We start from the raw sequence: 25,263 nt of genomic DNA, 5'->3' as shown, positions 1-25,263 counted from the left end.
AGAGGACCTTCAGCAAGCCGTCAAGTTTTCTCATGTGTAGCTATTAGAAGCGTTAGTATCCGGTCGTTTAAATTACAATTTTTTTAATTAGAAATTTATCCTAATTAACATTTTTTGACCGCCGCGGACGAATTCATACCTCCCGCGAGCGGGTTTTTCCCAGGAATAAGGTTTTGGGTTATTCGGATCGTCCGGTGAATGACTCACCGGGTTTGGCCTGCCGGGTGGTTCCGGTTGCCAGGATGGTCCCGCCGAGGGCTTCGGATAGCCTGGAATGGTTCAAGCCAGGCGCCGATAACACCCGCTCAAATGCAGCCGGTTCACCCCCCACTGGCTCCTATCCCCGGATTCACCCCTGATTTGCCCCGGATCCGGCCGGTAATGGCCGGTTCACCCAGGAGGATTTCGAAGGTAATATATTTGAGAAAGATAATGTTAATCTCCCTTAACAAAATAATATCAATTGCCATACTTAGTTGCAAGTATTAAATATTTTAATTATTAATATCTATCCGGAAGGGGGTTTGAATGACATTTTGGGTCTAAAAAATCGTTCCTGACAGCTCGTCCGACAAAAAAAATTTCTGTTGATTTCTTGTGTTTGCGGCGGGTTAATTTTCAATCTTTTACCTCAGACGGACTTGCAGAGGTCGGTCTGCAACTAAATGTTTATCAGCTAGTTATGATACATTTTTGAACGCTTTGAAGACGGCTTGAAGAGGCTCTAAAGTTATTCACACCGTCAAAAATTTATTTTGCAATGTGGCGCTAATTTGTAATTTAGTGCAAGAATTTAATGGGTTAGTAAGTAAGGGGCTGGCTTTTGTGCCGGCCCTTTTACTATTTAGATACTTCGTCAAATTATTCGGGTTTCTTCTTCGCTGTTTTGCATAAAAATCTGTTTCTGAAACATCATTTCCATTATTCTTTCAATTAAATATTCCAAAATAGGGAACATCGCCAACGGGATTGAACGATTAACACACGAATAAGCTGCTAACTTTGCCGCATGAGTAAAATAAAGACCGCCTTTTTCTGTAGCAACTGCGGGTATGAAAGTGCGAAGTGGTTAGGTAAGTGTCCTTCATGTGATCAAGTGGAATACGTTTGTCGAAGAAGTCATCACAAAAGATAACAAGTTGGCGGAGACGGAGTGGAAGAAGTTCTCCTCCGAAAAAAAGAGGTCAGGACTTTATCCCTCAGCGAAGTAGTGAGTGCGGATGAGAAGCGGATCTTCAGCGACGATGCAGAATTGAACCGGGTGCTGGGAGGTGGTATCGTGTTGGGCAGCATCGTGCTGGTCGCCGGCGAACCCGGCATAGGTAAAAGTACGCTCTTTCTTCAGGACGCTTTGCGTCTGAAAAAGGTAAGAACGTTGTATATCAGTGGAGAAGAGAGTGAGCAGCAGATAAAGATGCGCGCCGACAGGCTCGGCATCACCAATGAAGACTTCTATCTGCTGACGGAGACCTCTACGCAGACGATCTTCCAGGAGATAAAGAAGCTCCGTCCTCAGCTGGTGATCATTGATTCCATCCAGACCCTGCAATCTCCTTACATTGAATCGTCGGCGGGCAGTGTCTCGCAGATACGGGAGTGTACTTCGGAGTTTCAGCGGTTTGCGAAAGAGACACACACGCCCGTATTCCTTATCGGACATATCACCAAGGACGGAAGTATTGCCGGTCCGAAGATGCTCGAGCATATGGTAGACACCGTATTACAGTTCGAAGGCGACAGACACTATGCCTATCGCATACTTCGGACGCTGAAAAACCGTTTTGGCAGTACGGCCGAGCTGGGCATTTATGAAATGACCGAACGTGGGATGCGGGCCGTCAGCAATCCGAGCGAGCTGCTGATCACGCAGAAGGAAGAACAGCTCAGCGGCATCGCGATCGCGGCGACCATCGAGGGGATGAGACCCTTCTCATCGAAGTGCAGGCGCTGGTGACGCAGTCTGTATACGGAACTCCCCAGCGGACGGTCAGCGGGATGGATCTGCGGCGGCTCCAGTTGTTGCTGGCGGTACTCGAAAAAAGAGGCGGTTTTCATTTTGGGGTGAAGGACGTCTTCTTAAATATCGCCGGTGGCCTGAAAGTAGAGGACCCATCCATCGATCTGGCGGTCCTTTGCGCTTTGCTCAGCAGTTACGAGGACGTACCGCTCTCTTCGCGGATCTGTTTTGCGGGCGAGGTTGGGCTTAGCGGAGAAATACGCGCCGTCAACCGCATCGAACAACGCATAGCCGAGGCTGAGAAACTCGGGTTCGAGAAGATATTTGTTTCGAAATACAATCAGAAGGGGCTCAACGGGACCAGATTCGATATCGAGGTCGTGCCGGTGGGAAGAGTGGAAGAGGTGTATCAGTACTTATTTTAACAGTCATCTTAGCGATCCATGAAAAAACTGCTGCTCTTATTGGCTTCATCCATCGTCCTGCTGACCCTCTCCTGCCGGAAGGATTCCTTTATCACGGGGAGGACGCACTGATCCGCCTGTCTTCAGATACCTTGTTCTTCGATACGGTCTTTACTTCCACCGGTTCCATTACGGAAGCGGTCCGGATCGTCAATATCAACAATCAAAGGCTGAGGCTCACAGATATAAAACTCATGGGCGGAGCACAGTCTCCCTACAGCATCAATATCGACGGAGTTGCAGGCGCCGAACGCAGCAATGTCGACCTCGAAGCCGGAGACAGTCTTTATATCTTCGTCGCGGTAAAAATAAATCCCGGAATTGCGACGCTTCCTTTCGTGGTGCAGGACAGCATCGCCGTATCCTTCAATGGCCGACAGCAGTATATTCAGTTGCAGGCCTACGGACAGAATGCGCATTTCCTTCGCAATCAGGTGATCAATACCAATACGGTCTGGGACAGGTCACTTCCTTATGTCGTCCTTGGCTCGCTGCGGATCGACACGGGTGCAACGCTGACCGTTCCCGCGGGATGCAGGGTCTATTTTCACGCTGACGCTCCGTTGCTGGTCGACGGTAGTCTCAAAGTGACGGGGGATCATTTCGACAGCACAAGGGTCTGGTTCCTCGGCGACAGGCTCGACGACCCCTACAACAAATTTCCCGGCAGCTGGCCGGGTATATATTTCCGTGAGTCCAGCGCGGGCAGCCACCTCAGCTATGCGGTGATCAGGAATGCCAATCAGGCGGTGGTCACACAGGCGCCGGTCGTCGGCGGACAGGCGGGACTGGTCCTTGACGAGTGTATCATCGACAACAGTTATGACGCGGGGCTGCTGGGGATACAAGGCAGCGTGCAGGCCAATAATTGCCTGATCAGCAACTGCGGTAAGAACGTCGAACTGGCCGGGGGCGGAAGCTATCTCTTCGAGCACTGCACGGTGGCGTCATACTCCAATAACTATATCCCGCATCTGCAGCCGGTGTTATCCGTCGCTGACGTTTATGCTGCGCCGCAGGGAGGCGGATCCGTATCGGGGAATGTGAACGCGGCGTTTTATAACTGTATTTTCTGGGGTAGTAACGGAACAAGTGGATAATGAAGTGACAGCCAGCAAACAGGGGACGGGAACTTTTAATATAGGATTTACCAACTGCCTCTGGAAGGTAAAAACTGCACCAACGGGCGTGACCGTTGCGGGGATGATCGCCGGTTCCGATCCGATGTTCGACAGTATCAATGTGTCGCGCAACTATTATGACTTTCACCTGAAGGCGGGTTCGCCGGCGATAGACAAGGGAGTGGCGACGGGGCTGACGGTCGATCTCGACGGCAATCCGAGAGTGGTTGGCGCGGGTCCCGATCTGGGGAGTTACGAGAGACAATAAGATAGTCACTAATCGAAACTTTAGTGCCAGGCCTTTGTCGTAGTTGGCCAATATTCGATAACTTACATCAAAATAAAATTCTATGTTACGCCTACTTCTTCTTTCACTCCTGTTGGTCACCGGCGGCGCAAGCAGCGTTTATGATTTCAAGGTGCCAAGTCTGGATGGGAATACGATCGATCTTGCCAAATACAAGGGCAAAAAATACTGATCGTCAATACTGCGAGCAAATGCGGTTTTACTCCGCAATATGCCGATCTTGAAAAGCTGTACACCACTTACCAGAGCAAACTGGTGATCGTGGGTTTCCCTGCGAATAATTTCGGTCAGCAGGAGCCAGGCACTGCCAAGGAGATCAGCGAGTTCTGCACAAAGAACTACGGCGTCACTTTCCCGATGGCGGAGAAGGTAGACGTAGTAGGTGATAATATTCACCCGCTGTTCAAATACCTGACGGATGAAGCAAAGAAACTCGGCGTTGCCGATCCGGTGATCAAATGGAATTTCACGAAGTTCCTGCTGGATGAGAATGGCAAGCTGGTCGCTGTCTTCCCGAGCAAGGTGAAGCCGATGGATGAGCAGATCACGAAGTATTTGAATTAATATATTGGCGCGGCTCCGCCCGCCGTATTTTTCAAAAAGGGGTCATACGACCCCTTTTTTATATTTGCAGATATGGCATTTTCCAAAGTCATCGGGCAGGCACAGGTGAAACATAGCCTGGTCGAGCTGGTCCAGCAAAATCGTTTGAGCCACGCCCTGCTATTTTTGGGGCCGGAGGGCAGCGGCGCCCTGCCGCTGGCGCTGGCTTTTTCGCAGTATGTGGTTTGTGAGAAGGTGAATGGAAAGCAGGAGGCCGCCGCCGCCGGGCCGTCGCTTTTTGGCGGGGAGCCGGTGCCGGCTGCGAAAACCGCGCCGATGACCGATGCCTGCGGGGTATGTCCGGCCTGTGTCAGGGCCAGCCAGATGGTCCATCCCGATATCCACTACTCCTATCCCGTGATCCCGAGGAAGCCTGGGGACAAGCCGGTGAGCACCGACTATGGGTCGGAATGGCGGGAGTTCATGGAGCAGTATCCTTACGGCAATGCCTATGACTGGCTGCAGTTCATCGGCGCGGAGAACAAACAGGGGAATATCACGGCGCAGGAGTGCAATGATATCATCCACAAACTGAGCCTGAAAAGTTTTGAAAGCGGTTATAAGGTTCTCATTCTCTGGATGCCCGAGTATCTGGGGAACGAGGGGAACAAGCTGCTTAAGCTGATCGAGGAGCCGCCGGCCAATACCCTGTTCCTCCTGGTGGCGGAGAACGAATCCCTGATCCTGCAGACGATCCTGTCCCGGACCCAGCTGGTGAAGATACCTTTGCCGGATGTCGCCGATATCCAGGAGGCGCTGGTGACCAGGTCGCGGCTGGAGGAAGCTCAGGCGCGGCGGATCGCGGTGCTGAGCGAGGGCAACTATCACGAGGCCCTGCAGCTGATAAGGAATGCCGATGACGACTGGCAGGGTGTTCTGCGGGAATGGCTGAACGCGATCCTGAAGAATGGCCCGGTGGCGCAGGTGAAGTGGATCGACGACATCTCGAAGCTGGGTCGTGAGCGGCAGAAGCAGTTCCTTCGGTATTTCAATCACCTGCTGGAGCAGGCGGTAAGGCTGCGGTATATCGACGCATCGTTATTGCCTATCCCCGAGGGAGAGAAGGATATTGCATTGAGACTGAATAAGATAGCCGATGTAGCTCAGCAGCAGGCCATCATCGGGGAACTGGACAGGGCGGCGTATTATATTGAGCGGAATGCCCACGCCAAGATGTTGTTTCATGCGTTGACGATCAAGTTGCTGCATATTTTGAGGGAGAGGACGGTGGTGCACATAAATTAGGGGTCCGGGGAAGCCTGCGGGCTTGGTCTGCGGGCCGGGCCAGGGTGTAGACTCGAACCGGGTGAACCGGCGATCCTCGAGGGGTGTGAACCATGTGAACCACTGAATAATTTCCACCAATATTTTTGGGGAACAGGAAAATTGACCTGGTTGGCATAGAAATGCCTGTTTCTGTGTATATTTGAACTGGCCCATATGGGCCAACGAAAAAAGTGTATCCGGACAGGCCGGCAACAGAGTTCGAATATGTGTGAAGGACCGGGCCTGGCAGAAAGAGCGTATTTTGCATTCTATATATTTCGCATAATGGCTCCTGAGAGCAGTGGCTTTTTCCTGCCTGTACGGTAACTCACTCTTTTTTGTTCATTTTTTCACCGTTTATTAATTTATTTGGGATATGGGATGTAGCAATTGTGGAACATCCAAGGGGGAAAACCTACCGGCTGTAAGAGCAATGGTGGGTGCAGTACCGGAGGATGTAACAGGCTTAATGTACACGACTGGCTGGCGAATCTGCCTTTTAGCGACCCGGAGAGCGGTTGCAGGATCATCGAAGTAAGTTTTAACAGGGGCAGCCGAAAGGATTTTTACCGGAATGCCACGACCCAGTTGTTTGACAAGGGTGATCTGATCAGCGTCGAGGGGATCAGCGGTTTCGACGTAGGGGAAGTGAGCATGACGGGTGAGCTCGTCCGTCTGCAGATGAAGAAGAAGGGCGTCGACGAAAAGAATCCGGAGATCCGGAAGGTACTGCGCAAGGCCACTGATAAAGACACTGGAGATCATGCAGCAGAATAAGGCCCGGGAGAGGGATGCACTGATCCGGTCGCGCGCGATAGCCCGTCAGCTCAAACTTGAAATGAAGATGAGTGAGGTTGAGATACAGGCAGATGGACGCAAGGCCACTTTTTCTACATCGCGGACGACCGGGTCGATTTTCGCGAGTTGATTAAGCTCTACGCCGGCGAGTTCAGACTGAAGGTCGAGATGCGGCAGATCGGAGCGCGTCAGGAAGCCGCCAAGGTCGGCGGCGTCGGCAGCTGCGGTCGCGAGCTCTGCTGCTCCACCTGGCTCAGTGATTTCAAATCCGTCAATACGACGGCCGCCCGTTATCAGAACCTTTCCATCAATCAGAGCAAGCTCAGCGGCCAGTGCGGACGTCTGAAATGCTGTCTCAACTACGAGCTGGATACTTATCTGGATGCGCTCCAGAACTTTCCTGACAATGTGGAGACGCTGCAGGTAGCCAAGGGGACCGCGATCCTGATCAAGAAAGATATTTTCAAGAACCTGATGTGGTATGTCCTACCGGACAGCAACAAGCAGTATCCGCTGACGATCGAACGGGTGAGGACCATCCGGAAACAGAATATGCAGAATATCGTCGTCGACGCGCTTGAGCCCGTCGAGGTCAGTACCGGCAAGCCAAAAGAATCTTCAGAAGACAGTCCATACGTCGATCTGGTCGGTCAGATCAGTCTGCGGACGCTCGAAAAGGCGGACAGGAAGAAGAAGCACGGGCACAAGCATGGCTCGCAGCATAGGGCGGAGGCAGGAAATGGCCGTGGCGGCAGACCCGCGGGCGGAGGACAGGCTTCCGGTGGCGGCCAGCAGGGCGGAGGACAGCAAGGCGGCGGTGGACAGCAGGGCGGTGGCGGCGGTCAGCAGCGGGGCGGTCAGCGTGGCGGAGGCCAGCAGGGCGGCGGAGGTCAGCAGGGCGGTGGCAGAAGGGGTGGCAATCCGCCATCCGGTGGTGGAGAAAAAAGTAGCAGAACTGACGTTTTGGCCGCTATATAGCCGAAAATTGTTAAATTAAAGATACCCGCCAAACTATAAAATAGAATGGCTTGTTTTTCGTAATAAGAATAGTACTCTAAAACTCTAAGATTATGGCACTTTTGAATCTGGTAATCCTACACTTTCTGAGAAGATATTCAACCGAAGTCTCGATGCGCAAAATGCGGGCACGATGACCGTTCGTGGTTCGATCCAGAAGTTTGGGTTCCTGTTGCTGATGGTTTTGCCGGCGCCGCATTCACCTGGAAGATGTATCTGGACGGCAAGTTCCCCACGATGATGACCCTGATGTGGGTTGGATTGATCGGCGGGCTTATCTCCGGACTGATCATGACGTTCAGGCCGATGACAGCCAAATGGCTTGCTCCCGCTTACGGCGTACTGGAAGGTCTGATGATCGGCGCGTTTTCCGCGGTGGTCAACGATATGTTCAAGGCCAAATATCCGGACATTGTTCTGCAGGCGGTGTTGCTGACTTTTGCCGTGGCGTTTTCGATGTTCCTGCTGTATAATTTCCGCATCATCAAGCCGACACAGAAATTTAAGTCGATCATCATTGCGGCGTCTTTTGCCGTGTTCCTTTTATACGCTGTGTACTGGATACTCAGCCTTTTCCACGTCAGCATTGGTTTTATGAGCTGGACGGACGCCAGCCCGCTGGGGATAGGTATAAACCTGGTGGTTATCGGCATCGCAGCGCTTAGTTTGATCCTCGATTTCGAGCAAATTGAAGTTGGAGAGCAGATGGGTGCGCCAAAACAAATGGAGTGGTATGGCGCGTTTGGCCTGCTGGTGACCTTGGTTTGGTTGTATATTCAGATCCTGAAGCTCCTCAGCCGTATCGCGAGCAGCAGAAACTAGAAGATCTTTAAAGCATAGGAAAAGGGACCGAATCATAAGATTTGGTCCCTTTTTGTGTTTTGTTTCTGGTCCCGCGTGAACCGCGTGGTTCACGCGGGGGTAGGCGTGATAAGGCTTAGAACCCGTCTCCGTCCAGCAGGTTGCCGAGTCCGCCGAGGATACTACCCTCTTCGCGGCGTTTGCCCCAGCCGCTGCCATACTGCACGATGCGGCTGGCGAGGCGGCTGATCGGAAGGGACTGAAGCCATACCTTGCCGGGGCCACGCATCAGCGCGAAGAAGAGGCCTTCTCCGCCGAACATCCAGTTGCGGATACCGCGGATAAATTCAATATCAAAATCAACAGAAGGCTGGAAGGCTACCACGCAGCCAGTATCCACCTTGAGGATCTCGCCGGGCTGGAGCGTTTTTTCGATGATATATCCGCCGGCATGAACAAAGGCGAGGCCATCGCCTTCGAGCTTTTCCATGATAAACCCTTCACCGCCGAAGATGCCCGTTCCCAGGCGGCGCTGGAGGGCAATCCCGATGCTCACGCCTTTCGCGGCGCAGAGGAAGGCGTCCTTCTGTGCGATGATGCTGCCGCCCAGCTGCTGAAGGTCGAGCGGAATGATCTTGCCGGTATAGGGCGCGGCGAAGCTGACCCTTCTCTTGCCCTGACCGATATTGGTGAAGGCGGTCATGAAGAGGTTCTCCCCTACCAGCACGCGGCGGCCCGCATTCATCAGCTTGCCCAGCAAGCCGCCCTGCTGCGAGGCCGCGGAGCCGTCGCCGAAAAGGGTTTGCATCTCGATGCCGTCGTCCATCATCATAAACCCGCCTGGCTCGCCGATGACGGTCTCACCCGGGTCGAGCTCGATCTCGACGAACTGCAGCTCTTCCCCAAATATCTTATAGTCTATTTCGTGGTTGTTGCGCATGGTTTACTTTTTATACAAGTTAGAATTTATGTTTTGATCCGGGGACGGGTTTTTTATGAGTGGAAAGTAAACCGCCCCCGATGTTACTCAGGGGCGGCGTTGGTTTTTTCCGGTCTTTCAGTAATGTCCTTCCAGTGATATTTGCCTTTCTTATAAGTAGATGAGAGGGCCGCCTTCGCGGTCCGCCGTGTTAGAACCAGCTGCGAACCCAGGTCTCGTCGGCACCGCGGTGTCCCTGTAGCCTCCGTCTGCGGCGCGCCACTTCGTATCTGTGACGGATCATCGTGATGAACATCAGCAGCAGGAACAGGATGGTGAACGGCGGTATGCCCAGGAATGACACCCATTTACCGCCCCAGTGGCGACGCATCGGGCGTTTAAGCCTCTCCGCGAGCAGATACATGCTCGGTACCATGAACAGCGTCATGAAGAACGCGAACGCCAGACCGAATATGATCGTCCAGGACAGCGGTTTCCAGAACACCGCGTTGTCGCCGCCGAAGTAAATATGCGGATTCAGGTCGGCGAACAGCGTTATGAAATTGATGTTGAAGCCGATGGCCAGCGGGACCAGCGCGAGTATCGCGGCCAGGGCCGTCAGCAGCACGGGAATGATACGGGTCTTACCGGCTTCGATCGCTGCCTCGCGTGTCTTCATCCCGCGTTCGCGCAGCTCGTCGGTAAATTCGATCACGAGGATGCCGTTCTTGACGACGATACCCGCCAGGCCTACGATGCCCAGACCGGTCATGATCACCGACACCTCCATTTTCGTTATGGCGAAACCAAGTATAACCCCGATCACGCTGAAGAGGATCTCGTTCAGGATGATCACCGATTTGCTGATGGAATTGAATTGCAGCACCAGCACGGCGAGAATGGCTGCCAGAGCAATGATCAGCGCCTTGAAAAGGAAGGCGCCGGTCTCGGCCTGCTGCTCGCCTTCACCCGTCTGCCTGAAGGTCACGTCGTCCGGCTTCTTCTTGAAGTTGGCCAGGCTTACCGCCAGCTGCTGGTTGACTGCCGTCGGGGTATAGCCGCTAAGTACGTTCGACTTGAGCGTGATCACGCGTTTCTGGTTCTTGCGCTTGACACTTCCGAGGGTGCTGGTATAGTCCACGTGGACCAGCGAGCTGATGGGGACGTTCTTTATCGCTCCCCCTCCCGCCATATCGCGGAAGGTAATGTTCATGTTCAGCAGGTCGCTCAGGTTCTTGCGCTGGACGGCCAGATTGCGGATCTGGATCTTATACTCGTCCTTTCCTTCCTTGATCTTGGAAGCTTCGTACCCGAACAGGGCGGTACGCAGCTGCTGGCCGATCTGTGCCGAATTCACCCCCTCGATCATCGCCCGCTGGCGGTCGACCGTCAGCGTTATCTCCGGGTTGGTCAGGTCGACGTCCATCTTCAGCTCTTCCACGCCGGGAGTCTGGATGGAATCGAGGTAGTTCTTCAGCGACACGGCCGTCTTGATCAGGTCGTCAAAATCGTCGCTCGCTATCTCTATATTGACGGGAGGGTCGGTGGGCGGACCGTTCTGTTCCTGGTCGACCGAGATCTCCGCGCCGGGTATGCCTTTCATTACGTGCCGGATCGAGTCGAGGTAGATCGCGGTGTGGACGCCGTTGCGTTTGGCGTATTCCACAAAGGATACCTGTATGCGGCCCAGCTCGGGATGTGTGCTCTGGTCGCCGCTCTGCGGGTCATTGGCGCCGATAGCCACGTTGGCGATGACGCTTTCCACGATGGGATTCGCCTTTTCGCCATTCTCCATTCCCAGTACCCGGTAAACTTTCGATTCCAGCGTTTTTGTGACGCTGTCCGTATAGTCGACCGCAGTGCCAACGGGCAGTTTCAGATAGACGAAGATCTGGTTGGGATCTCCTTTCGGAAAGAAGACCACGTCCACTTTACGTGCGCCAAAAACATAAAGGAAAAGATCAGCAGCCCGAAGGTGCTCAGCAGCAGCCACGCCGGCCTCCAGCCTTTGAGCGCCCAGCGGAGCAGGCTCTCGTAGTGCCCCATGATCCGGGGAGTACCCTGTTCTGGAAGGCATGGATAAGGCCGTCAAATAGGTAGGTATTCAGGATGTTCAGGATGACGAGGAACAGCAGCAGGTTGCCCGCGAAGGTGACGTGCGCCAGGTCCAGGAGGATGCCGACCAAAACCGCGACCCAGAATGCCGGTTTTCTGAACATGTCCGATTTTCTTTTGACGCTGCCGTCTTCGGGATGGTTCATGAAGTCGACGGCAAACACCGGGTTCATGATAAAGGCCACGACCAGAGAAGCCGCCAGCGTAAAGATCAGCATCGCCGGAAGATAGACCATGAACTTACCGATGATCCCCGGCCAGAACAGCAGCGGGAAGAAAGGTGCAAGCGTGGTGATGGTACCGGCCAGCACGGGCACAAAGACCTCGCCGGCGGCCATTCTTGCCGAAGTCGGTGCGTCGAGTTTGCCCTTGCTCTGCGTAAAGATGCGGTGTGTATTCTCGATGACCACGATCGCGTCGTCCACGATGATGCCGAGGCCGAACAAAAGTGCAAAGAGTACGATGAAGTTCAGCGTTACGTGTGAGCCGATGACGAGGTCCGCGGCCGGCAGGAACATAAACGCTACGAACATACTTAGCGGAACGGAAAGCGCGACGAAAAAGGCATTGACGACCCCCATAAAGAACATGAGAATGATCAGTACGAGGACGAAGCCGATGACGATCGAGTTGACGAGGTCGTCGAACGAGGTCCGGGTCTTCGTGCTCTGGTCGCCGGTGACGTCGATCTTGAGGTCCCCGCGGGAGACTGGTACGCATTTCCGCAACGGCGCCTTTCACGTCGTCGGAGGTGTTGATCAGGTTCTCACCCGAGCGCTTGATGATGTTCAGCGTAACGACGTTCTTGCCGCCGAGGCGCGCGTAGCTCTCCCGGTCCTTGATCGTGTCCTTGATGACGGCGATATCTTTCAGGTAGACCGCGCCGCCGCCGTTGGGGCTGCGGACGATGATCTTCGCGATATCGTCTGCGGTATGGAACTGGCCTTTCAGCTGCAGGTTCCGTTTCATATTCCCCACGTCGAGCAGACCGCCGGAGATATCGAGGTTCTCGCCTTTTACGGCGTTGCTGATATCGTCGAAGGTCAGGTTCGCCGCGCGCAGCTTGTAGTTGTCGACGTTGATCTGGAATTCCCGTTCGGGGGCGCCGACGATGTCCACGCGGTTCAGTTCGGGCAGGTCTTCCAGCCGGTCCTTCATATCGTCTGCAAACTTCTTCAGCTTCTGCTGGTCGTAGTCGCCGCTGATATTGACGTACATGATCGGCTGGTCGGAGAGATTGACCTCGAGGGCCGTAGGCTCCTGGGTGAGGTCGGTCGGCAGGTCCTGTTTTGCCTTGTCGATGGCGTCCTTTACTTTCTGTAGGGCGACGTCGGTCTGTACGTCAGTCTCGAACTCCACTACGATAGCGGAATAGTCCTGCTGGGAAGTGCTGGTAAATTTATTGATCTTGGCGCCGGTGATGCCTTTTATCTGTTTTTCGATGGGCCGGGTGACCAGGTTCTCCATGTCTTTCGGGCTGGTACCCGTATAAATAGTGGAGACATAGATGGTCGGGATCACGATATCCGGAAACTGCTCTTTCGGAAGGGTAATGAACTGGGTGACGCCGATCCCGCTGACGACGAGCATCAGCAGATAGATAAACGTCTTGCTTTTAATAGCCCAGGTGGTGACGATAAAGTCTTTGAACTTTCCTGTAATATTTTCTAATGAGCTCATAATTGTTGTTTCAATGATTGATGAAAACCGCTGTGCTTGCCGGTATCACGGGTCTATTGAGTGGTGATGAGCTGGCCTTCATAGAGACCCTGGTAGCCATCGGTAACGAGTTGGTCGCCGGCTGCCAGTCCACTGGTAACTTCGACCTGGTCGGAATAGGTCTGGCCGATGGTGATGGTCTTTTTGTGGGCTACGGTCTTTTCTCCGTCCTTCGACGCTACCATTACGTATTTGCCTTTCTCGTCCGTTTGCAGCGTGTTCACCGGTATGGAGAGAACGTTTTTGGCGGTGTAGTCCTGGAGCTTGACGATTGCGACCTGATTGGCGCGGATGTCCTTATCGTTGGGTATGTGGATCTCCACCTGAAAGGCGCGGTTGCCGGCGTTGATAACTTTGCCCGCCACGCGCACAGTGCCGGTGATCTCCCTGTTGCCGAGGCCGGGGAAGGCGATCTTTACGGGAGTGCCGACCCTGATGCGTTCCTGATAGATCTCCGGCACCTGTACGACGGCCTTCAGGTTGTCCGAGTTGATGATCTGTATGGCCTGGCTTCCGGGGGCAAAGGATTCGCCGACTCTGACCGTGACGGTGTTCAGTGTGCCGCTGATATCGGCGTAGACATTGGTGAAGTCGAGTTGTTCCTGAGCTGTCTTCAGCTGAGTCTCGGCCTGATCGACCTGGTTCTTCGCGTTGATGAGGTCGACCTCGGTGCCGATCTTCTCGTCCCAGAGGTTCTTGCGGCGCTGGTAGAGGTCTTTGGCATACGCAACCTGTGTCTGTGCGCCTGCGACCTGCTGGCGCTGGACGGCGTCGTCGAGTTTCAGCAGCAGCTGGCCTTTATTGACGTGGTCGCCCTGTTTGACATAGAGTTCTCTCACAACGCCGCCCTGGCCACGGGGAGATATATACGCCATATTCTCCGCTTCTACGTCGCCCTGCAGGTCGATATAGTGCGTGAAGGAGGTGGGAGCCAGTGCGGTTAGTGCTACGAGCTTGGCCTTTTCTTTTGATCCTGCTGCGGTATCAGAGGCGCCGAGGTCTTTTTCGAGGTCGGCAATTTGCCCGGTCAGCTTCTCCTGCTGGTCCTTCAGGGCGGAGAGACGCGCCTTTTTTGCGGCGGGCGTATTGTCCCCCTTGTCCGTGGTGCTGCCGCATGCGGCGAGGAGGAGGGTGGTGCTTATGGTGACAGCGGTCAGTATCTTGTTCATAAACGGTATGTTGAAGTAGTTTGTGTATTTATAGTTTCCCGATCGCGTTGAGGTAGTCTACCTTGGCTACGACAGCGCTGTAGAGGGCGTTATAATAGTTGGCCTGAGCCGTTTTTTGGTCGGACAGGGCGGTGGTCACCTCCAGGTTCGAACCCAAACCCTGTTCGTATTTCTTGCGGGTCTGGTCGTATACCTTCTGCGAAAGGTCCATGTTCTTCTTCTGGAAGTCCAGGGTGGTCAGCGACGAGGCAAACCGGAGCTGTGCTTCTTTCACGTCGTTGTCTATCCGGTTGCGGAGCGAGTCCATATTGTTGTGTGTCTGTGCCAGCCTGAGCTTTGCCTGCCGGACGTTTGCCGCCTTGTAGAAGCCGTCGAAGATCGGGATGTTGACGCTGAGTCCAATATACGTGGTGGGGAACCAGCTGTTCTTTTGCCCGAGGTTGAAGTCGTTGGTATACTGGTTCTGGGAGTAGTTGGCAACGAAGTTGGCCGTTGGGATATACTCTTTCTTGTATCGTTTGACGTCGTACTCGTTGAGTTTTTCGTTGATCTGCAGCAGCTGGTAGTCGTGGCGGTCCGTATACTTGTAATTATCGCTCATGGCCGCGTCGCGTACCATTTCATAGGTCAGTGTATCGGTAAGGTGGACGGAGTCTTTGACCGGCATACCCATCAGGACTTTTAGTCCGAGATATCCGCTTGCGATATTGAATTCCAGCTGGGTCTTTTCGGACTGCAGGTTGGTCAGCTGAACCGTGGCCTTGTCTACATCCAGCTGTTCTGCGAAACCATTTTTAAACATCTCCGTCGAGTTATGGAGCAACGCGTTCTGACTGGTGATGTTGGCGTCGATCTGGTCGATCTGGGACTTTGCGATCAGCAACTGGTAATAGATCTTATAGATATTAGACCTGACCATCTGTTCGGTCACCTCCTGTTTCTGTTTGTAAAAGTCGAGCGAAGCCTGGCGGGCCTGGAGGCCGACGAATACCTGACCGTCGAACAGCACCTGTTTGAGGGTCACGCCGCCGGTCGCATTATACTGCGTACCAAATTTCAGCGGGATGAATTTCCCGGGCTGGTTGACGAACTCGCCGGGTATCAGTGTGGTCGGGATCTGGATATAGTCGGTCCATCCGAGATTGCCGGTCACCTGCGGCAGCGCCTGTGAGGTGGTGGCGCGGTTGGACTGTTCCTGTATCTGGTAGTCCAGTAGTGCGTTCTTGACTATCACGCTGTTCTTTTTCGCGAAGTCGATGGCCTGCGAAAGGGAGAGATCGTATGTGACGGGAGCGGCCGACCGGGCGGCCTGGCCCGGCGATTGGGCGGTCTGACCCGGTGTCTGGCCTGGCTGGCCCGTTTGCTGTGCCTTCAGGCCAGCAGCCAGCAGGACGAGCACGAGGGTTGCAAGGCTACGGAGACGGCCGGAGGATAAGGGTCGTCTTTTAAGCGTTGTTTTCATGAGCTATTTTTTTGTTACGTTCAATAGTGTATTTCTCTATCAGCTGGTTGCCCTTATCCGTGGCTACTCCGTGGAGGAAGAGCATGGCCAGCTCGAAATTCACTTCGGAAATTTTATATCTGGTATGCGGAAAAAGATCCGGGTTGAATACGAGAAAGGCCGATTCGATACGGTTCTTGGCTACTACATCAGGCTGAAAGTCAGTTCGGTATATACCTTCCTGACGTCCTCTGACGATATTGTCGAGGATGGCCTGATAGAGGAACTGGTATTTGTACTCCCTTAGCTTTTGAAAGGCCCTGGGGTGGTGTTTCTCCAGATCGTAGAGCATGAGGGGATTCATATACTTCAGCATCTCGTCGAGGTCTTCCACGGCGATAAAGATCTCCTGGACGGCGTCGGCTGCCTGATCCTTATACCGGAGACATTCGACCTCATTCTCCTTTATCTCCCGCTCGATGACGGCTGAAACCATGTCGTCTTTATCCGTAAAGAACTGATAGATAGTCTTTTTGGAAATTCCCAGCTGGGAGGCGATCTCGTCCATCGTGATGGAGCGGATGCCGTAACGCATGAACAGATCGGCCGCCTTTGTCAGTATTCTCTCTTTTACTTCCATATTGGGTCTCCGCGGGGGTATCCCCCATTTCGGCCGCTAAACTACGGAAACTTTCTGCGTTGTCAAAGTTTCCATGGTTTATTTCGTTATTTGTTGTCGGTGAACGGCGGATTTTGTCGGTAGGCGGCGGATGGACCCCGGTCGGCGGGTCGCGCGGGAAACCCACTAATAATAGAGTAATTTTGACGCAAAACTGCTTCACATGTCTTCTCGCCAAATACCCCGCAACCTCTTCAAGCTGTTCCTGCAGGGTCTGCTGATTCTGGCACCGATATCGATCACCATTTTCTTTGTCGTTTCGACCTTCCAGTGGGTGGATGGCATCCTGCCGAACCTGGTGCACAACCTGGCGCCGAACTGGATCGGGGTCGACCAGTACGGGTCGCCGCGACGGATACCGGGTCTGGGCTTCGTCGTATTTATCGGCATCGCGTTGCTGGTGGGTTATATATCTCCGTCCTTTATTGTGAGCCGTGTGGTTGATTTTGCAGAGAGTCTGCTCGAGCGTACACCGGGAATAAAATTTATTTATTCCACCGTCAAGGACTTTTTCGAGGCGTTTGCAGGCAGCAAGAGAAAGTTCGACAAGGCGGTGCTGGTCAGCGTGAATGCGCCGGATGTATGGCAGGTGGGGTTTATCACGCAGGAAGAGCTGCACGAATTCGAGCTCAAAGAATATGTTGCGGTTTATCTCCCGCAGTCCTACGCCTTTGCGGGACATCTATACTTTGTAAAACGTGACCGGGTGCGGGTTTTGACGGATATCAGCAGCGCAGACGCGATGAAGTTCGCGATCTCCGGCGGGGTCGCGGATGTGGAAGAACCGCTCAGGCAGGCGTGATATTTGCTCCCATGTGCCTATCTTTGGACTTCTATGGCGGACCAGTGGGGTTCGCTGTCTAAAATTTTGTAAGTATATGGTTCACAATTTCAATTCCGGTCCCAGTGTTTTGCCAAAGGAAGTTTTTGAAGAGGCCAGCCGCGCCGTGCTGGACTTCAACGGCACCGGGCTGTCCATACTGGAGATCGGGCATCGCACCTCACTGTTCCAGGCGGTGATCGATGAGGCTATTCAGACCACGCGCGAGCTGATGAAGCTCGACAGCGACCACGAAGTCCTTTTCTTACACGGCGGCGCTTCCACACAGTTCTTTCAGATCCCGATGAATCTTCTCGCAGAGGGTTCTACCGCAGCCTATCTCGACTGCGGCACCTGGGGAAAGAAGGCCATCAAGGAAGCCAAACTTTACGGCAATGTCGAAGTAGTGGCCAGTTCGAAGGACAGGAACTATACCTATATTCCGAAGGGATACAATATTCCCTCCAATGCAACCTATTTCCACTATACGACCAATAATACCATCGAGGGCACGCAGATGCATTCGATACCCGAGACCAGTGTGCCGCTGGTTGCGGACATGAGCAGCGATATCCTCAGTTATGAAATGGACTTCAATAGGTTCGCCCTTATCTATGCCGGCGCTCAGAAGAATATGGGCGCTGCCGGCGTCAACCTCGTAGTCGTAAAGAAGGATATACTGGGTAAGGCGGGGCGTCCCCTGCCGACGATGATGGACTACCGCGAACATATCGCCAACGGTTCGCTGCTGAATACGCCTCCGGTGTTTGCGATATACGTTGCGATGCTGACCCTTCGCTGGCTAAAGCAGCAGGGCGGAGTGAGTGTCATCGAAAAGATCAACGACCGGAAAGCCCAACTGCTCTATGACACCCTCGACAGCCTGCCCGTATTTCATCCGACGGTGGCAAAGGAAGACCGCAGCAAGATGAACGTGGTCTGGGTAATGGACGATCCCGATCTCGAGAAGGAGTTTCTTGCCATCTGCAAGGACAACGGCATGGTCGGAATAAAAGGACACCGCAGCGTCGGTGGCTTCCGCGCCTCTCTTTACAATGCGCTGCCGCTGGAGAGCGTCGAGCTGCTGACCTCACTTATGAAAGAATTTGCACTTAAAAAGCTTAATCGAATATGTCTACGATTGTTCCTTTCCAGGCATTGCGGCCTGCTCCTCAGTTTGCCGGCCAGGTAGCTTCAAAACCCTATGACGTGCTCAACAGTCACGAAGCCCGGGAGGAAGCAGCCGACAATCCCTATTCATTCCTGCATATCACCAAGTCGGAGATCGATATGCCATTGAATGTCGACACCCACTCGCAGGAAGTATACGACAAGGCGAAGGAGAACCTGCAGAGTTTTATCGAAAAGGGTATCCTGATACAGGAGGACAAGCCCTGCTATTATATCTATCAGCTGGTGATGGAGGGCAGGAGTCAGACGGGGCTGGTCTGCGGCAGCAGTGTGAGCGACTACGAGAAGGGTATCATTAAAAAGCACGAGTTGACACGGCCCGACAAGGAGAAGGACCGCATCGATCATATGAAGACGATCCACGCCCAGACGGGGAATGTCTTCCTGGCCTACCGGAGCGTAACGGCTATCGACGACCTCATCGAAGGCTGCAAACGGGAGTCCGCGCCGCTCTATGATTTCAAGGCAGAGGACGGAGTTCAGCATACCGTCTGGGTCGTGAACGACCAGGGCACGATCGACGCTATAACAGGGTTGTTTGCAACCGAAGTTCCCTTCACCTATATCGCGGATGGGCATCACCGTGCGGCCTCTGCGGCGAAGGTGCGGAAGGCGCTGGGGTCGGAAGCATCCGAGTCCTCCAACTATTTCCTGACGACGCTGTTCCCTTCGGATCAGCTGCATATCCTCGACTACAACCGGCTTGTCCATGACCTCAACGGCGCCAGTGTGGAAGAGTTCATAACGAACCTTTCAAAGGACTTCTTTGTAGGCAAGGTCGACAGGGCCTTTTCGCCGGAACAGTTGCACGAGTTCGGAATGTACCTGGGCGGCGGCTGGTACAAGCTCGTCGCCAAGGACGGCACCTATTCCACCGATCCCATCGGGGTGCTGGACGTCAGCATCCTGCAAAAGAATATTCTCGACAAGCTGCTGGCCATCAAAGACCCGAGGACGGACAAGCGCATCGACTTCGTCGGTGGGATCCGCGGTCTCGGCGAGCTGGAGAAGCGCGTCGACAGCGGCGAGATGAAGGCGGCCTTCAGCCTCTATCCCGTCAGCATACAGCAATTGTTCGACATCGCGGACAGCGGCGAGATCATGCCGCCGAAGAGTACGTGGTTCGAGCCCAAGCTGAGGGATGGATTGCTTACTCATCTGATATAAAAAATCAAACCCCATGAGCAGGATATACGGATTATCCTTTGTACTGATCTTCGCAAGCCTTTCTGCTTTTGCACAGACGGCAACCGTTGCCGCAAAGACGCCGCAGGAGACGGCCAGGGCGTATACGCGTCAGGGCGACTACAACAATGCGATCGTCGTGCTCAACGGCGCGCTGCAGAAGGACCCGCAGAGCCTCGAGCTACAAAAAGATCTTTCCTTCAACTATTATCTGGGGCGTGAATACCCGAAGGGACTGACCATCGCAAAGCAGCTGGTCGAGCGGCCGGATGCCGACGTGCAGTCCTACCAGATACTGGCCATGCTCTACAAGGCGGTGGAAAACACAAAAGAGTGCGAGAAATTATACAAGGCGGGTATCAAACGCTGGCCGCGCAGCGGCGTCCTCTACAGCGAATACGGCGAGATGCTGTGGGCGCGTCAGGACTATAGCGCTATCAAACAATGGGAGACCGGCATCCATGTCGACCCGGGCTATTCCTCCAACTACTATTTTGCGGCGAACTATTATTATCTCACCCTCGACAAGGTATGGGCCATTATCTATGGCGAGACCTTCGTCAATCTGGAAAGCTACAGCAAGCGGACCGCGGAGATGAAGGATGTGCTGACCGAGTCCTACAAGAAGCTGTTTGCCGAAGGGGATATGAACAAAGGGCAGGACGTGAAGAACGCCTTTGTTTCGGCCTGGCTCAACGTGATGAGCAAGCTGTCGTTTACAGTGAAGGACGGAATCAACGCGGAGAGTCTGACCGTCCTGCGGACTAAGTTCATTATCAACTGGTTCAATACCTACCCCAGCAATTACCCGCTGCGACTTTTCGACTACCAGCGGCAGTTGCTGAAGGAGGGGATGTATGACGCCTACAATCAGTGGATCTTTGGAGCCGCGGGGAATCTGCCGGCTTTCCAGGCATGGAGCAATGCGCACAGTGATGAGTACAACCGTTTCATCAATTTCCAGAAAGGAAGGGTGTTTAAACTGCCCGAGGGACAGTACTACCAGACGGAGCCGAAATAGGGGTCCCCGACGGGGATTGGTCATTCCTGATAATTTTGCTAATTTGATGACGGATGCGGATCACCCATCCCTTTTTAAACCATAGTTATGACCGAACCCAAACGATTGTTCGACTGCATTCAATACAATCTGGATAAAGCCTCGTACCCTGACATGCTGGCCGCCAAGGAGAACGGAGAATGGAAGACCTATAGCACGACCGAGATAGCAGAGACCATTGACCGTCTGAGCCTTGGACTTCTCAATTTGGGTATCTCGGGTGGGGACCGAACTCCCGAAGGCATTGACAAAGTGGGACTTATCGCAAAAAATCGCCCCGAATGGATCATGCTCGACCTGGCGGTCCAGAAGACAGGGGCCGTACTGGCGCCCATCTACCCTACCATCGCCGTCGCCGAGCTCGAGTTCATCCTGAATGACGCACAGGTCAAGATCGTGTTTGTCAACGACGAAGAGCTGTTCCATAAAGTTCTGAGCATCCGGGACAGGATCCCCAGCCTGCGGGAGATCTTCACCTTCGAGCACGTCGCCGGCGCGAAGCACTGGAAGGACCTGCTGGTCAAGCCGACGCCGGAAGACCGCGACCGCCTGGCCGCCATCAGCGGCAGTATCCGGTCCAATGACCTGGCGACCATCATCTATACATCCGGGACCACGGGGACGCCAAAGGGCGTCATGCTGTCCCACCAGAATATTCAGTCAAACGTCGAGGCCTGTCTGCCCTGTCTGCCGCGGGGGCCGCTGAGGGTGTTGAGTTTTCTGCCCCTGAATCATATCTACGAGCGGATGCTCACCTATATCTATCTGTTCAGCGGGACCAGTATCTACTACGCCGAGAGCATGGACACCATCGGGGACAATCTGAAGGAAGTAAAGCCGCAGATGTTCGTGACCGTTCCGCGTCTTCTGGAAAAGGTCTACGACCGCATCATGCACAAGGGTTCTGAGCTGACGGGCATCAAGAAAAAGCTGTTCTTCTGGGCGCACGGGCTCGCGGCTCGATACGAGATCAACAAGAATATGGGCGCATGGTACAACCTCCAGCTGTCCCTTGCCAATAAATTGATATTCAGCAAATGGAGGGAGGCGCTCGGCAACAACCTCGTCTGCGTCGCCAGCGGTGGCGCCGCCTGCCAGGTGCGGCTGATCCGCATTTTTACGGCCGCACGCATCGCGATCCTGGAGGGGTATGGCCTCACGGAGACCTCTCCCGTCATCAGCGTCACCCGGATCGAAGAAAAGGATCGTATGTTCGGTACCGTTGGACCAGTTCTCGGCAACGTCGAGGTTAAGATAGCCGAAGACGGGGAGATCCTCTGTAAGGCGCCTAGCGTAATGATGGGCTACTACAAGCGACCCGATCTGACCGCGGAGGTCCTGATCGACGGCTGGTTCCATACGGGAGATATCGGCGAGTTCATCGCCGGACGTTTCCTGAAGATCACGGACAGGAAGAAAGAACTGTTCAAGACAAGCTGGCGGGAAATACGTAGCGCCCCCGGCTATCGAGAGCAAGCTGAAGGAGTCGCCCTATGTCGAGCAGATCATGATCGTGGGGCCGGATAGGAAATTCGTGGGGGCGCTGATCGTTCCCGCATTCCCCTATCTCCAGGAGTGGTGCAAACAGCACAATATAAAAGTGGGCGACAATGACGAGATGATCCGGCAGCCGGAAGTGCTGGCCTTTTACAAGGAAGTCATCGAGAGCTACAACAAGAACTTCAGCCATGTCGAGCAGATCAAGAAATTCGCGCTGCTGCCGGCGGAGTGGACGATCGACGGCGGCGAGATGACGCCCAAACTGAGTCTGCGCCGGAAGGTCGTTACTGAAAAATACCACGCGATGATCGAAAGGATCTATGCGGAATAGCCATCCATGAAAAAATATATCCTCCTCTTTGTACTACCGCTCGCGACCCGGGCGGCAGTACTCGCGCCGACAGACTGTACGCCCGGTACCGCTGGCTGAAATAACGGTCAGCCCTTTTCTTTAAATGAAAGCATCTGAAATTTCCCGTTACCGACGATCAGGAAAAGGATCAGCAGCAGCAGCGTGACCACGGGCAGCAGCACCGCAGAGAACGGGCGGTAGAGATCGTTATTGACAAAGAAGATAGCGCCGATCAGTATCGGTATTTGCAGGAGGCAGGCGAATCGGGTGAGTACGCCCATGATCAGCAGGATCCCACCCAGTATATGAGCGAACGCGATATAGTTGCTCATCAACATGGATGAAAAAGACCCGAAAGACATTCTGTTGGTGATAAGGGCGAGCATTGTGCCCATGTTCATGAGAAAGTCAATTCCTTTGTAGCAGAGGAAGACCCCCAGTAGGATACGCACGATATCGAGCCATTGCGGATGGTGGGTGTCCCCCCAGTGTTCTACACGTTGTACAAGGTTCATATAGCATCGTTTTTGTTGGTAAATCGGCGACCCTTATTGGGGCGTCAAAGAGCTTATACCCTAATTTACTAAAAAAAGACCCCGTCAAGAGACGGGGTCTGATATTGTGCGGATCGGTCAATATCCCGGATTCTGTACAATTCCCGGATACTGAGCCAGGAACAGACCTGGCAGGGGTAAAAGATTGTTTTTCGACGGATTGTAGCCGCTGGCGCCGAGGACGGTCTGCGCGTTGCCCCAGCGAAGGAGGTTCTGAAACCGTTCGCCCTGGCGGTAGGTTTCCATCTGAGACGCAGCCTGCAGAGCGGTGAGTCCATCGGAAAGTCCCGTAAAGGAGGCTGACTGTCCCCGCCGGGTCAGAACGAGGTTGATATCCGCCGATGCGGTCGAATAGCTGCCCAGGTATAGCTGTGCTTCCGCGTCCATCAGCAGCACCTGGCCATAGCGGATAACAGGGACGATCTGGACGGTCGTCGAAGGGAATACGCCGCTGTACAGCCAGTTGTACGTCGGGAGGATGGCCGAGAAACCAGGCGACCAGAGATTTTCGGCGCTGGGGCCCGCGGTAAACCAGGCGTTGAGCGTACCCAGGCTATAGCTGGTGGAATTGATGATCGACTGCGTATATCCGGCCACCGCCGCATAGTCCTTTTTCCAGAGCGCGGCCCTTGCCAGCAGACCCGTTGCAGCAGCTTTTGTCAGTCCGACATTCCCGTCGTTGCGGGTCACGGGAAGGTCCGCGGCCGCGGCGGTGAGGTCATTTTTGATATACGCGTACAGGTCGTCCGTCGTACTGCGGCTCGCGCCGGGATACAGTACCGGCGTTATGTCGTGCTGGATGGGAAGCCCGCCGAAATACATCATGAGCTCCAGATAGATATAACCGCGCATGCCGCGGGCCTGGGCAATGAAGTCGGCTCTCTGGTCAGCAGCGATGGTGCTGATATTGGGCACGTCGTTGACGACGCGGTTGAGCTGGCCGAGCTGGGAATAGGTGGCTAAGAACGTGCTCTGGATCTGCGTCGCAAACGGTGTCACCGTGAAATTGTCGAAGGGACAGTAGCTCGCGGAGCCCGAACAGTTGGCGTCGTCGCTGAGGACGGCGTCCATTGCCAGCAAATACCCATAGGCGGGTATAAGGCTTGTATTTACAGCGGTAAAGATCTGCTGGACGTCGGCCGCGCTCTGCAGTGGCTTCGTATAATAGCCCATCAGAATCGTCGTACTGCCCGCGGCGTCTTTGGAGGCGGTCGCCTGGAGCGCCGGAACGGTGCCGATATCGCTGACGTCGGATTTGCCGTCGCCGTTGGTGTCTCTCCAGATCATGGCGCCCGTATTCTTGTCTACGGAGTCGGAGAAGAACCCGACATAGCTGCCGTTGACGACCTCGGTAAAATACTTGAACACGTTGTCGACGGAGCCCCTTGCGGCGACCACATAATAAGTGCCTGCTTTGATCCCGTTGAAAGTCGCCACGCCGTTCGCGTCGGTCGTGGTGCTGTAGAGCGCCTTTGTCCCCGCGGCAAAATCGGCCTGCGTTGCATACAGCGAGACCGTAGCGCCGCTGGACAGTACGCCTTTGGGCTGGGAAGCGGACCACTGGGACGCGTCCCAGACTGTAAACGCCAACGGAGCCGCTGCATTCAGCAGCCGGACCGCGCTGTAGAGGATAAAGTTCGCGCTGGTGTAGGGGGTCGTAGTGTTGATGGCGACGCCGTTGACCAGTACCGTGGTCCCACTAACGGTAATGATCAGTGTTTTTCCGCTGAGCGTCGTCAGGGTTTTTCCTGCCGTGAGGTCCGTTGGTTTCAGCAGGCCTTTTACGATGTAGTCCTTCAGCAACGAAGAGTCGGGCAGCAGTTCGCCTGTTGGGGCGGCGCTGCCGCCGAACGCGATGTTGGAAGGCGCGAAGATCGTCACGCCGCCCGAGACGTCCTGGTCGGCGAGTGTCGAGGTCTTGAAGGCGGCGTTGAAGTCGCTTAGAGTGTCGGTTGCCGAGAGTTGTTTGCCGATGGCGGTCGCAACGTCGGAGCCTGTGGGAGGAGCAGGAGGAGGTGTTGGTTTGTCCTTCTTCGAACAGGCGGTAACTAACACTACGGATAGGGCTAACAGATAGTAGTTTTTCTTCATAAGTTTTTTATAGGATTGAGTACGGCTTAAAACGTCTTAGTCGGGGTTGCATTGTCCATGTGAACCGATAATTAATTGGGAATCAGTGCCTGATTTGGGAAGGGGTGCTGGTGTGGGACGGGGGTCCCGGTGGT

Annotated in this window: 25 protein-coding genes and 2 pseudogenes; 18 read left to right on the top strand and 9 right to left on the bottom strand. The window is 54.2% G+C overall.

The features are described 5' to 3' along the window. Positions 1-1,009 precede the first annotated feature (1,009 nt). From ACQ86N_RS47410 to ACQ86N_RS47355, 12 genes and pseudogenes are all read left to right on the top strand, one after another. Complete coding sequence (locus ACQ86N_RS47410) at positions 1,010-1,135, top strand: hypothetical protein (RefSeq protein WP_431213168.1); 126 nt, start codon at positions 1,010-1,012, stop codon at positions 1,133-1,135. 18 nt (positions 1,136-1,153) lie between these two features. Then, positions 1,154-1,954, top strand: a complete 801-nt coding sequence (locus tag ACQ86N_RS47405; RefSeq protein ID WP_431213167.1) for an ATPase domain-containing protein — start codon at positions 1,154-1,156, stop codon at positions 1,952-1,954. After that, positions 1,939-2,382, top strand: coding sequence for a magnesium chelatase domain-containing protein (locus tag ACQ86N_RS47400; RefSeq protein WP_431213166.1), 444 nt, complete (start codon positions 1,939-1,941; stop codon positions 2,380-2,382). Before ACQ86N_RS47405 ends, ACQ86N_RS47400 begins: the two co-directional genes overlap by 16 nt. Before the next feature lie 131 nt (positions 2,383-2,513). Beyond that, positions 2,514-3,521, top strand: coding sequence for a hypothetical protein (locus ACQ86N_RS47395; protein ID WP_431213165.1), 1,008 nt, complete (start codon positions 2,514-2,516; stop codon positions 3,519-3,521). Then, positions 3,514-3,810: a choice-of-anchor Q domain-containing protein gene (locus tag ACQ86N_RS47390; protein WP_431213164.1), complete on the top strand. Its 297-nt coding sequence runs from the start codon at positions 3,514-3,516 to the stop codon at positions 3,808-3,810. Before ACQ86N_RS47395 ends, ACQ86N_RS47390 begins: the two co-directional genes overlap by 8 nt. Before the next feature lie 82 nt (positions 3,811-3,892). After that, a complete protein-coding gene (locus tag ACQ86N_RS47385) occupies positions 3,893-4,021 on the top strand; it encodes a hypothetical protein (protein ID WP_431213163.1) in 129 nt (42 codons plus the stop codon). Then, on the top strand, positions 4,000-4,413 hold the full coding sequence (locus ACQ86N_RS47380; protein ID WP_431217890.1) for a glutathione peroxidase: 414 nt from the start codon (positions 4,000-4,002) through the stop codon (positions 4,411-4,413). Before ACQ86N_RS47385 ends, ACQ86N_RS47380 begins: the two co-directional genes overlap by 22 nt. 72 nt (positions 4,414-4,485) lie before the next feature. Further along, a complete protein-coding gene (locus ACQ86N_RS47375; protein WP_431213162.1) occupies positions 4,486-5,697 on the top strand; it encodes an ATP-binding protein in 1,212 nt (403 codons plus the stop codon). A 411-nt stretch (positions 5,698-6,108) separates the two neighbouring features. Further along, complete coding sequence (locus tag ACQ86N_RS47370) at positions 6,109-6,495, top strand: hypothetical protein (RefSeq protein ID WP_431213161.1); 387 nt, start codon at positions 6,109-6,111, stop codon at positions 6,493-6,495. Next, a pseudogene (locus tag ACQ86N_RS47365) lies at positions 6,482-6,636 on the top strand (PSP1 C-terminal domain-containing protein); the annotation flags it as partial. The gene ACQ86N_RS47370 and the pseudogene ACQ86N_RS47365, both read left to right, overlap by 14 nt. A 6-nt stretch (positions 6,637-6,642) precedes the next feature. Continuing rightward, positions 6,643-7,494 carry a PSP1 domain-containing protein gene (locus tag ACQ86N_RS47360; RefSeq protein ID WP_431217889.1) on the top strand — a complete coding sequence of 284 codons (852 nt, stop codon included), beginning with the start codon at positions 6,643-6,645 and terminating at the stop codon, positions 7,492-7,494. A 135-nt stretch (positions 7,495-7,629) separates the two neighbouring features. After that, a complete protein-coding gene (locus ACQ86N_RS47355; protein ID WP_431217888.1) occupies positions 7,630-8,355 on the top strand; it encodes a Bax inhibitor-1/YccA family protein in 726 nt (241 codons plus the stop codon). A 115-nt stretch (positions 8,356-8,470) separates the two neighbouring features. Here the strand turns inward: ACQ86N_RS47355 and ACQ86N_RS47350 are convergent, their stop codons facing one another. The 7 genes and pseudogenes from ACQ86N_RS47350 to ACQ86N_RS47320 all read right to left on the bottom strand — a co-directional run bounded on the left by ACQ86N_RS47350 (position 8,471) and on the right by ACQ86N_RS47320 (position 16,337). Beyond that, positions 8,471-9,274 (bottom strand): TIGR00266 family protein, encoded by an 804-nt coding sequence (locus tag ACQ86N_RS47350; protein ID WP_431213160.1) that lies wholly within the window; start codon positions 9,272-9,274, stop codon positions 8,471-8,473. A gap of 190 nt (positions 9,275-9,464) precedes the next feature. Continuing rightward, positions 9,465-11,246 carry an efflux RND transporter permease subunit gene (locus tag ACQ86N_RS47345; RefSeq protein ID WP_431217887.1) on the bottom strand — a complete coding sequence of 594 codons (1,782 nt, stop codon included), beginning with the start codon at positions 11,244-11,246 and terminating at the stop codon, positions 9,465-9,467. Continuing rightward, a complete protein-coding gene (locus ACQ86N_RS47340) occupies positions 11,233-12,096 on the bottom strand; it encodes an efflux RND transporter permease subunit (protein ID WP_431213159.1) in 864 nt (287 codons plus the stop codon). The genes ACQ86N_RS47345 and ACQ86N_RS47340 overlap by 14 nt, the downstream gene beginning before the upstream one ends. A gap of 31 nt (positions 12,097-12,127) precedes the next feature. Next, positions 12,128-12,958, bottom strand: a pseudogene (locus tag ACQ86N_RS47335) (efflux RND transporter permease subunit); the annotation flags it as partial. Positions 12,959-13,101: 143 nt separating this feature from the next. Beyond that, the gene (locus ACQ86N_RS47330) at positions 13,102-14,256 is read right to left on the bottom strand and encodes an efflux RND transporter periplasmic adaptor subunit (RefSeq protein WP_431213158.1); all 1,155 of its coding nucleotides are present in this window, start codon (positions 14,254-14,256) and stop codon (positions 13,102-13,104) included. 28 nt (positions 14,257-14,284) lie between these two features. Continuing rightward, entirely contained in the window at positions 14,285-15,718 is a 1,434-nt protein-coding gene (locus tag ACQ86N_RS47325; RefSeq protein ID WP_431213157.1) for a TolC family protein, read from the bottom strand. Continuing rightward, a complete protein-coding gene (locus ACQ86N_RS47320) occupies positions 15,702-16,337 on the bottom strand; it encodes a TetR/AcrR family transcriptional regulator (protein ID WP_431213156.1) in 636 nt (211 codons plus the stop codon). Before ACQ86N_RS47320 ends, ACQ86N_RS47325 begins: the two co-directional genes overlap by 17 nt. Positions 16,338-16,539: 202 nt before the next feature. Between ACQ86N_RS47320 and ACQ86N_RS47315 the strand changes: the two genes are divergently transcribed. From ACQ86N_RS47315 to ACQ86N_RS47290, 6 genes are all read left to right on the top strand, one after another. Beyond that, entirely contained in the window at positions 16,540-17,178 is a 639-nt protein-coding gene (locus ACQ86N_RS47315) for a DUF502 domain-containing protein (RefSeq protein WP_431213155.1), read from the top strand. Between the two features lie 76 nt (positions 17,179-17,254). Continuing rightward, positions 17,255-18,388, top strand: coding sequence for a 3-phosphoserine/phosphohydroxythreonine transaminase (gene serC, locus ACQ86N_RS47310; RefSeq protein WP_431213154.1), 1,134 nt, complete (start codon positions 17,255-17,257; stop codon positions 18,386-18,388). After that, the gene (locus ACQ86N_RS47305; RefSeq protein WP_431213153.1) at positions 18,328-19,554 is read left to right on the top strand and encodes a DUF1015 domain-containing protein; all 1,227 of its coding nucleotides are present in this window, start codon (positions 18,328-18,330) and stop codon (positions 19,552-19,554) included. The genes serC and ACQ86N_RS47305 overlap by 61 nt, the downstream gene beginning before the upstream one ends. 13 nt (positions 19,555-19,567) lie before the next feature. After that, positions 19,568-20,593, top strand: coding sequence for a tetratricopeptide repeat protein (locus ACQ86N_RS47300; RefSeq protein ID WP_431213152.1), 1,026 nt, complete (start codon positions 19,568-19,570; stop codon positions 20,591-20,593). A gap of 87 nt (positions 20,594-20,680) precedes the next feature. Then, positions 20,681-22,159 (top strand): AMP-dependent synthetase/ligase, encoded by a 1,479-nt coding sequence (locus ACQ86N_RS47295; RefSeq protein ID WP_431213151.1) that lies wholly within the window; start codon positions 20,681-20,683, stop codon positions 22,157-22,159. Next, positions 22,098-22,463, top strand: a complete 366-nt coding sequence (locus ACQ86N_RS47290; RefSeq protein ID WP_431217886.1) for a hypothetical protein — start codon at positions 22,098-22,100, stop codon at positions 22,461-22,463. The genes ACQ86N_RS47295 and ACQ86N_RS47290 overlap by 62 nt, the downstream gene beginning before the upstream one ends. Before the next feature lie 107 nt (positions 22,464-22,570). Here the strand turns inward: ACQ86N_RS47290 and ACQ86N_RS47285 are convergent, their stop codons facing one another. Further along, positions 22,571-22,999 carry a DoxX family protein gene (locus ACQ86N_RS47285; protein WP_431213150.1) on the bottom strand — a complete coding sequence of 143 codons (429 nt, stop codon included), beginning with the start codon at positions 22,997-22,999 and terminating at the stop codon, positions 22,571-22,573. Positions 23,000-23,116: 117 nt separating this feature from the next. Beyond that, a complete protein-coding gene (locus ACQ86N_RS47280; protein ID WP_431213149.1) occupies positions 23,117-25,129 on the bottom strand; it encodes a RagB/SusD family nutrient uptake outer membrane protein in 2,013 nt (670 codons plus the stop codon). Positions 25,130-25,263: the final 134 nt, after the last annotated feature.

Origin of the sequence: Puia sp. P3, assembly GCF_050632245.1 — a bacterium.
Classification (GTDB): Bacteria; Bacteroidota; Bacteroidia; order Chitinophagales; family Chitinophagaceae; genus Puia.
Note: the sequence above shows the minus strand (reverse complement) of the source record. Positions and strands in the feature narration are given on the sequence as shown.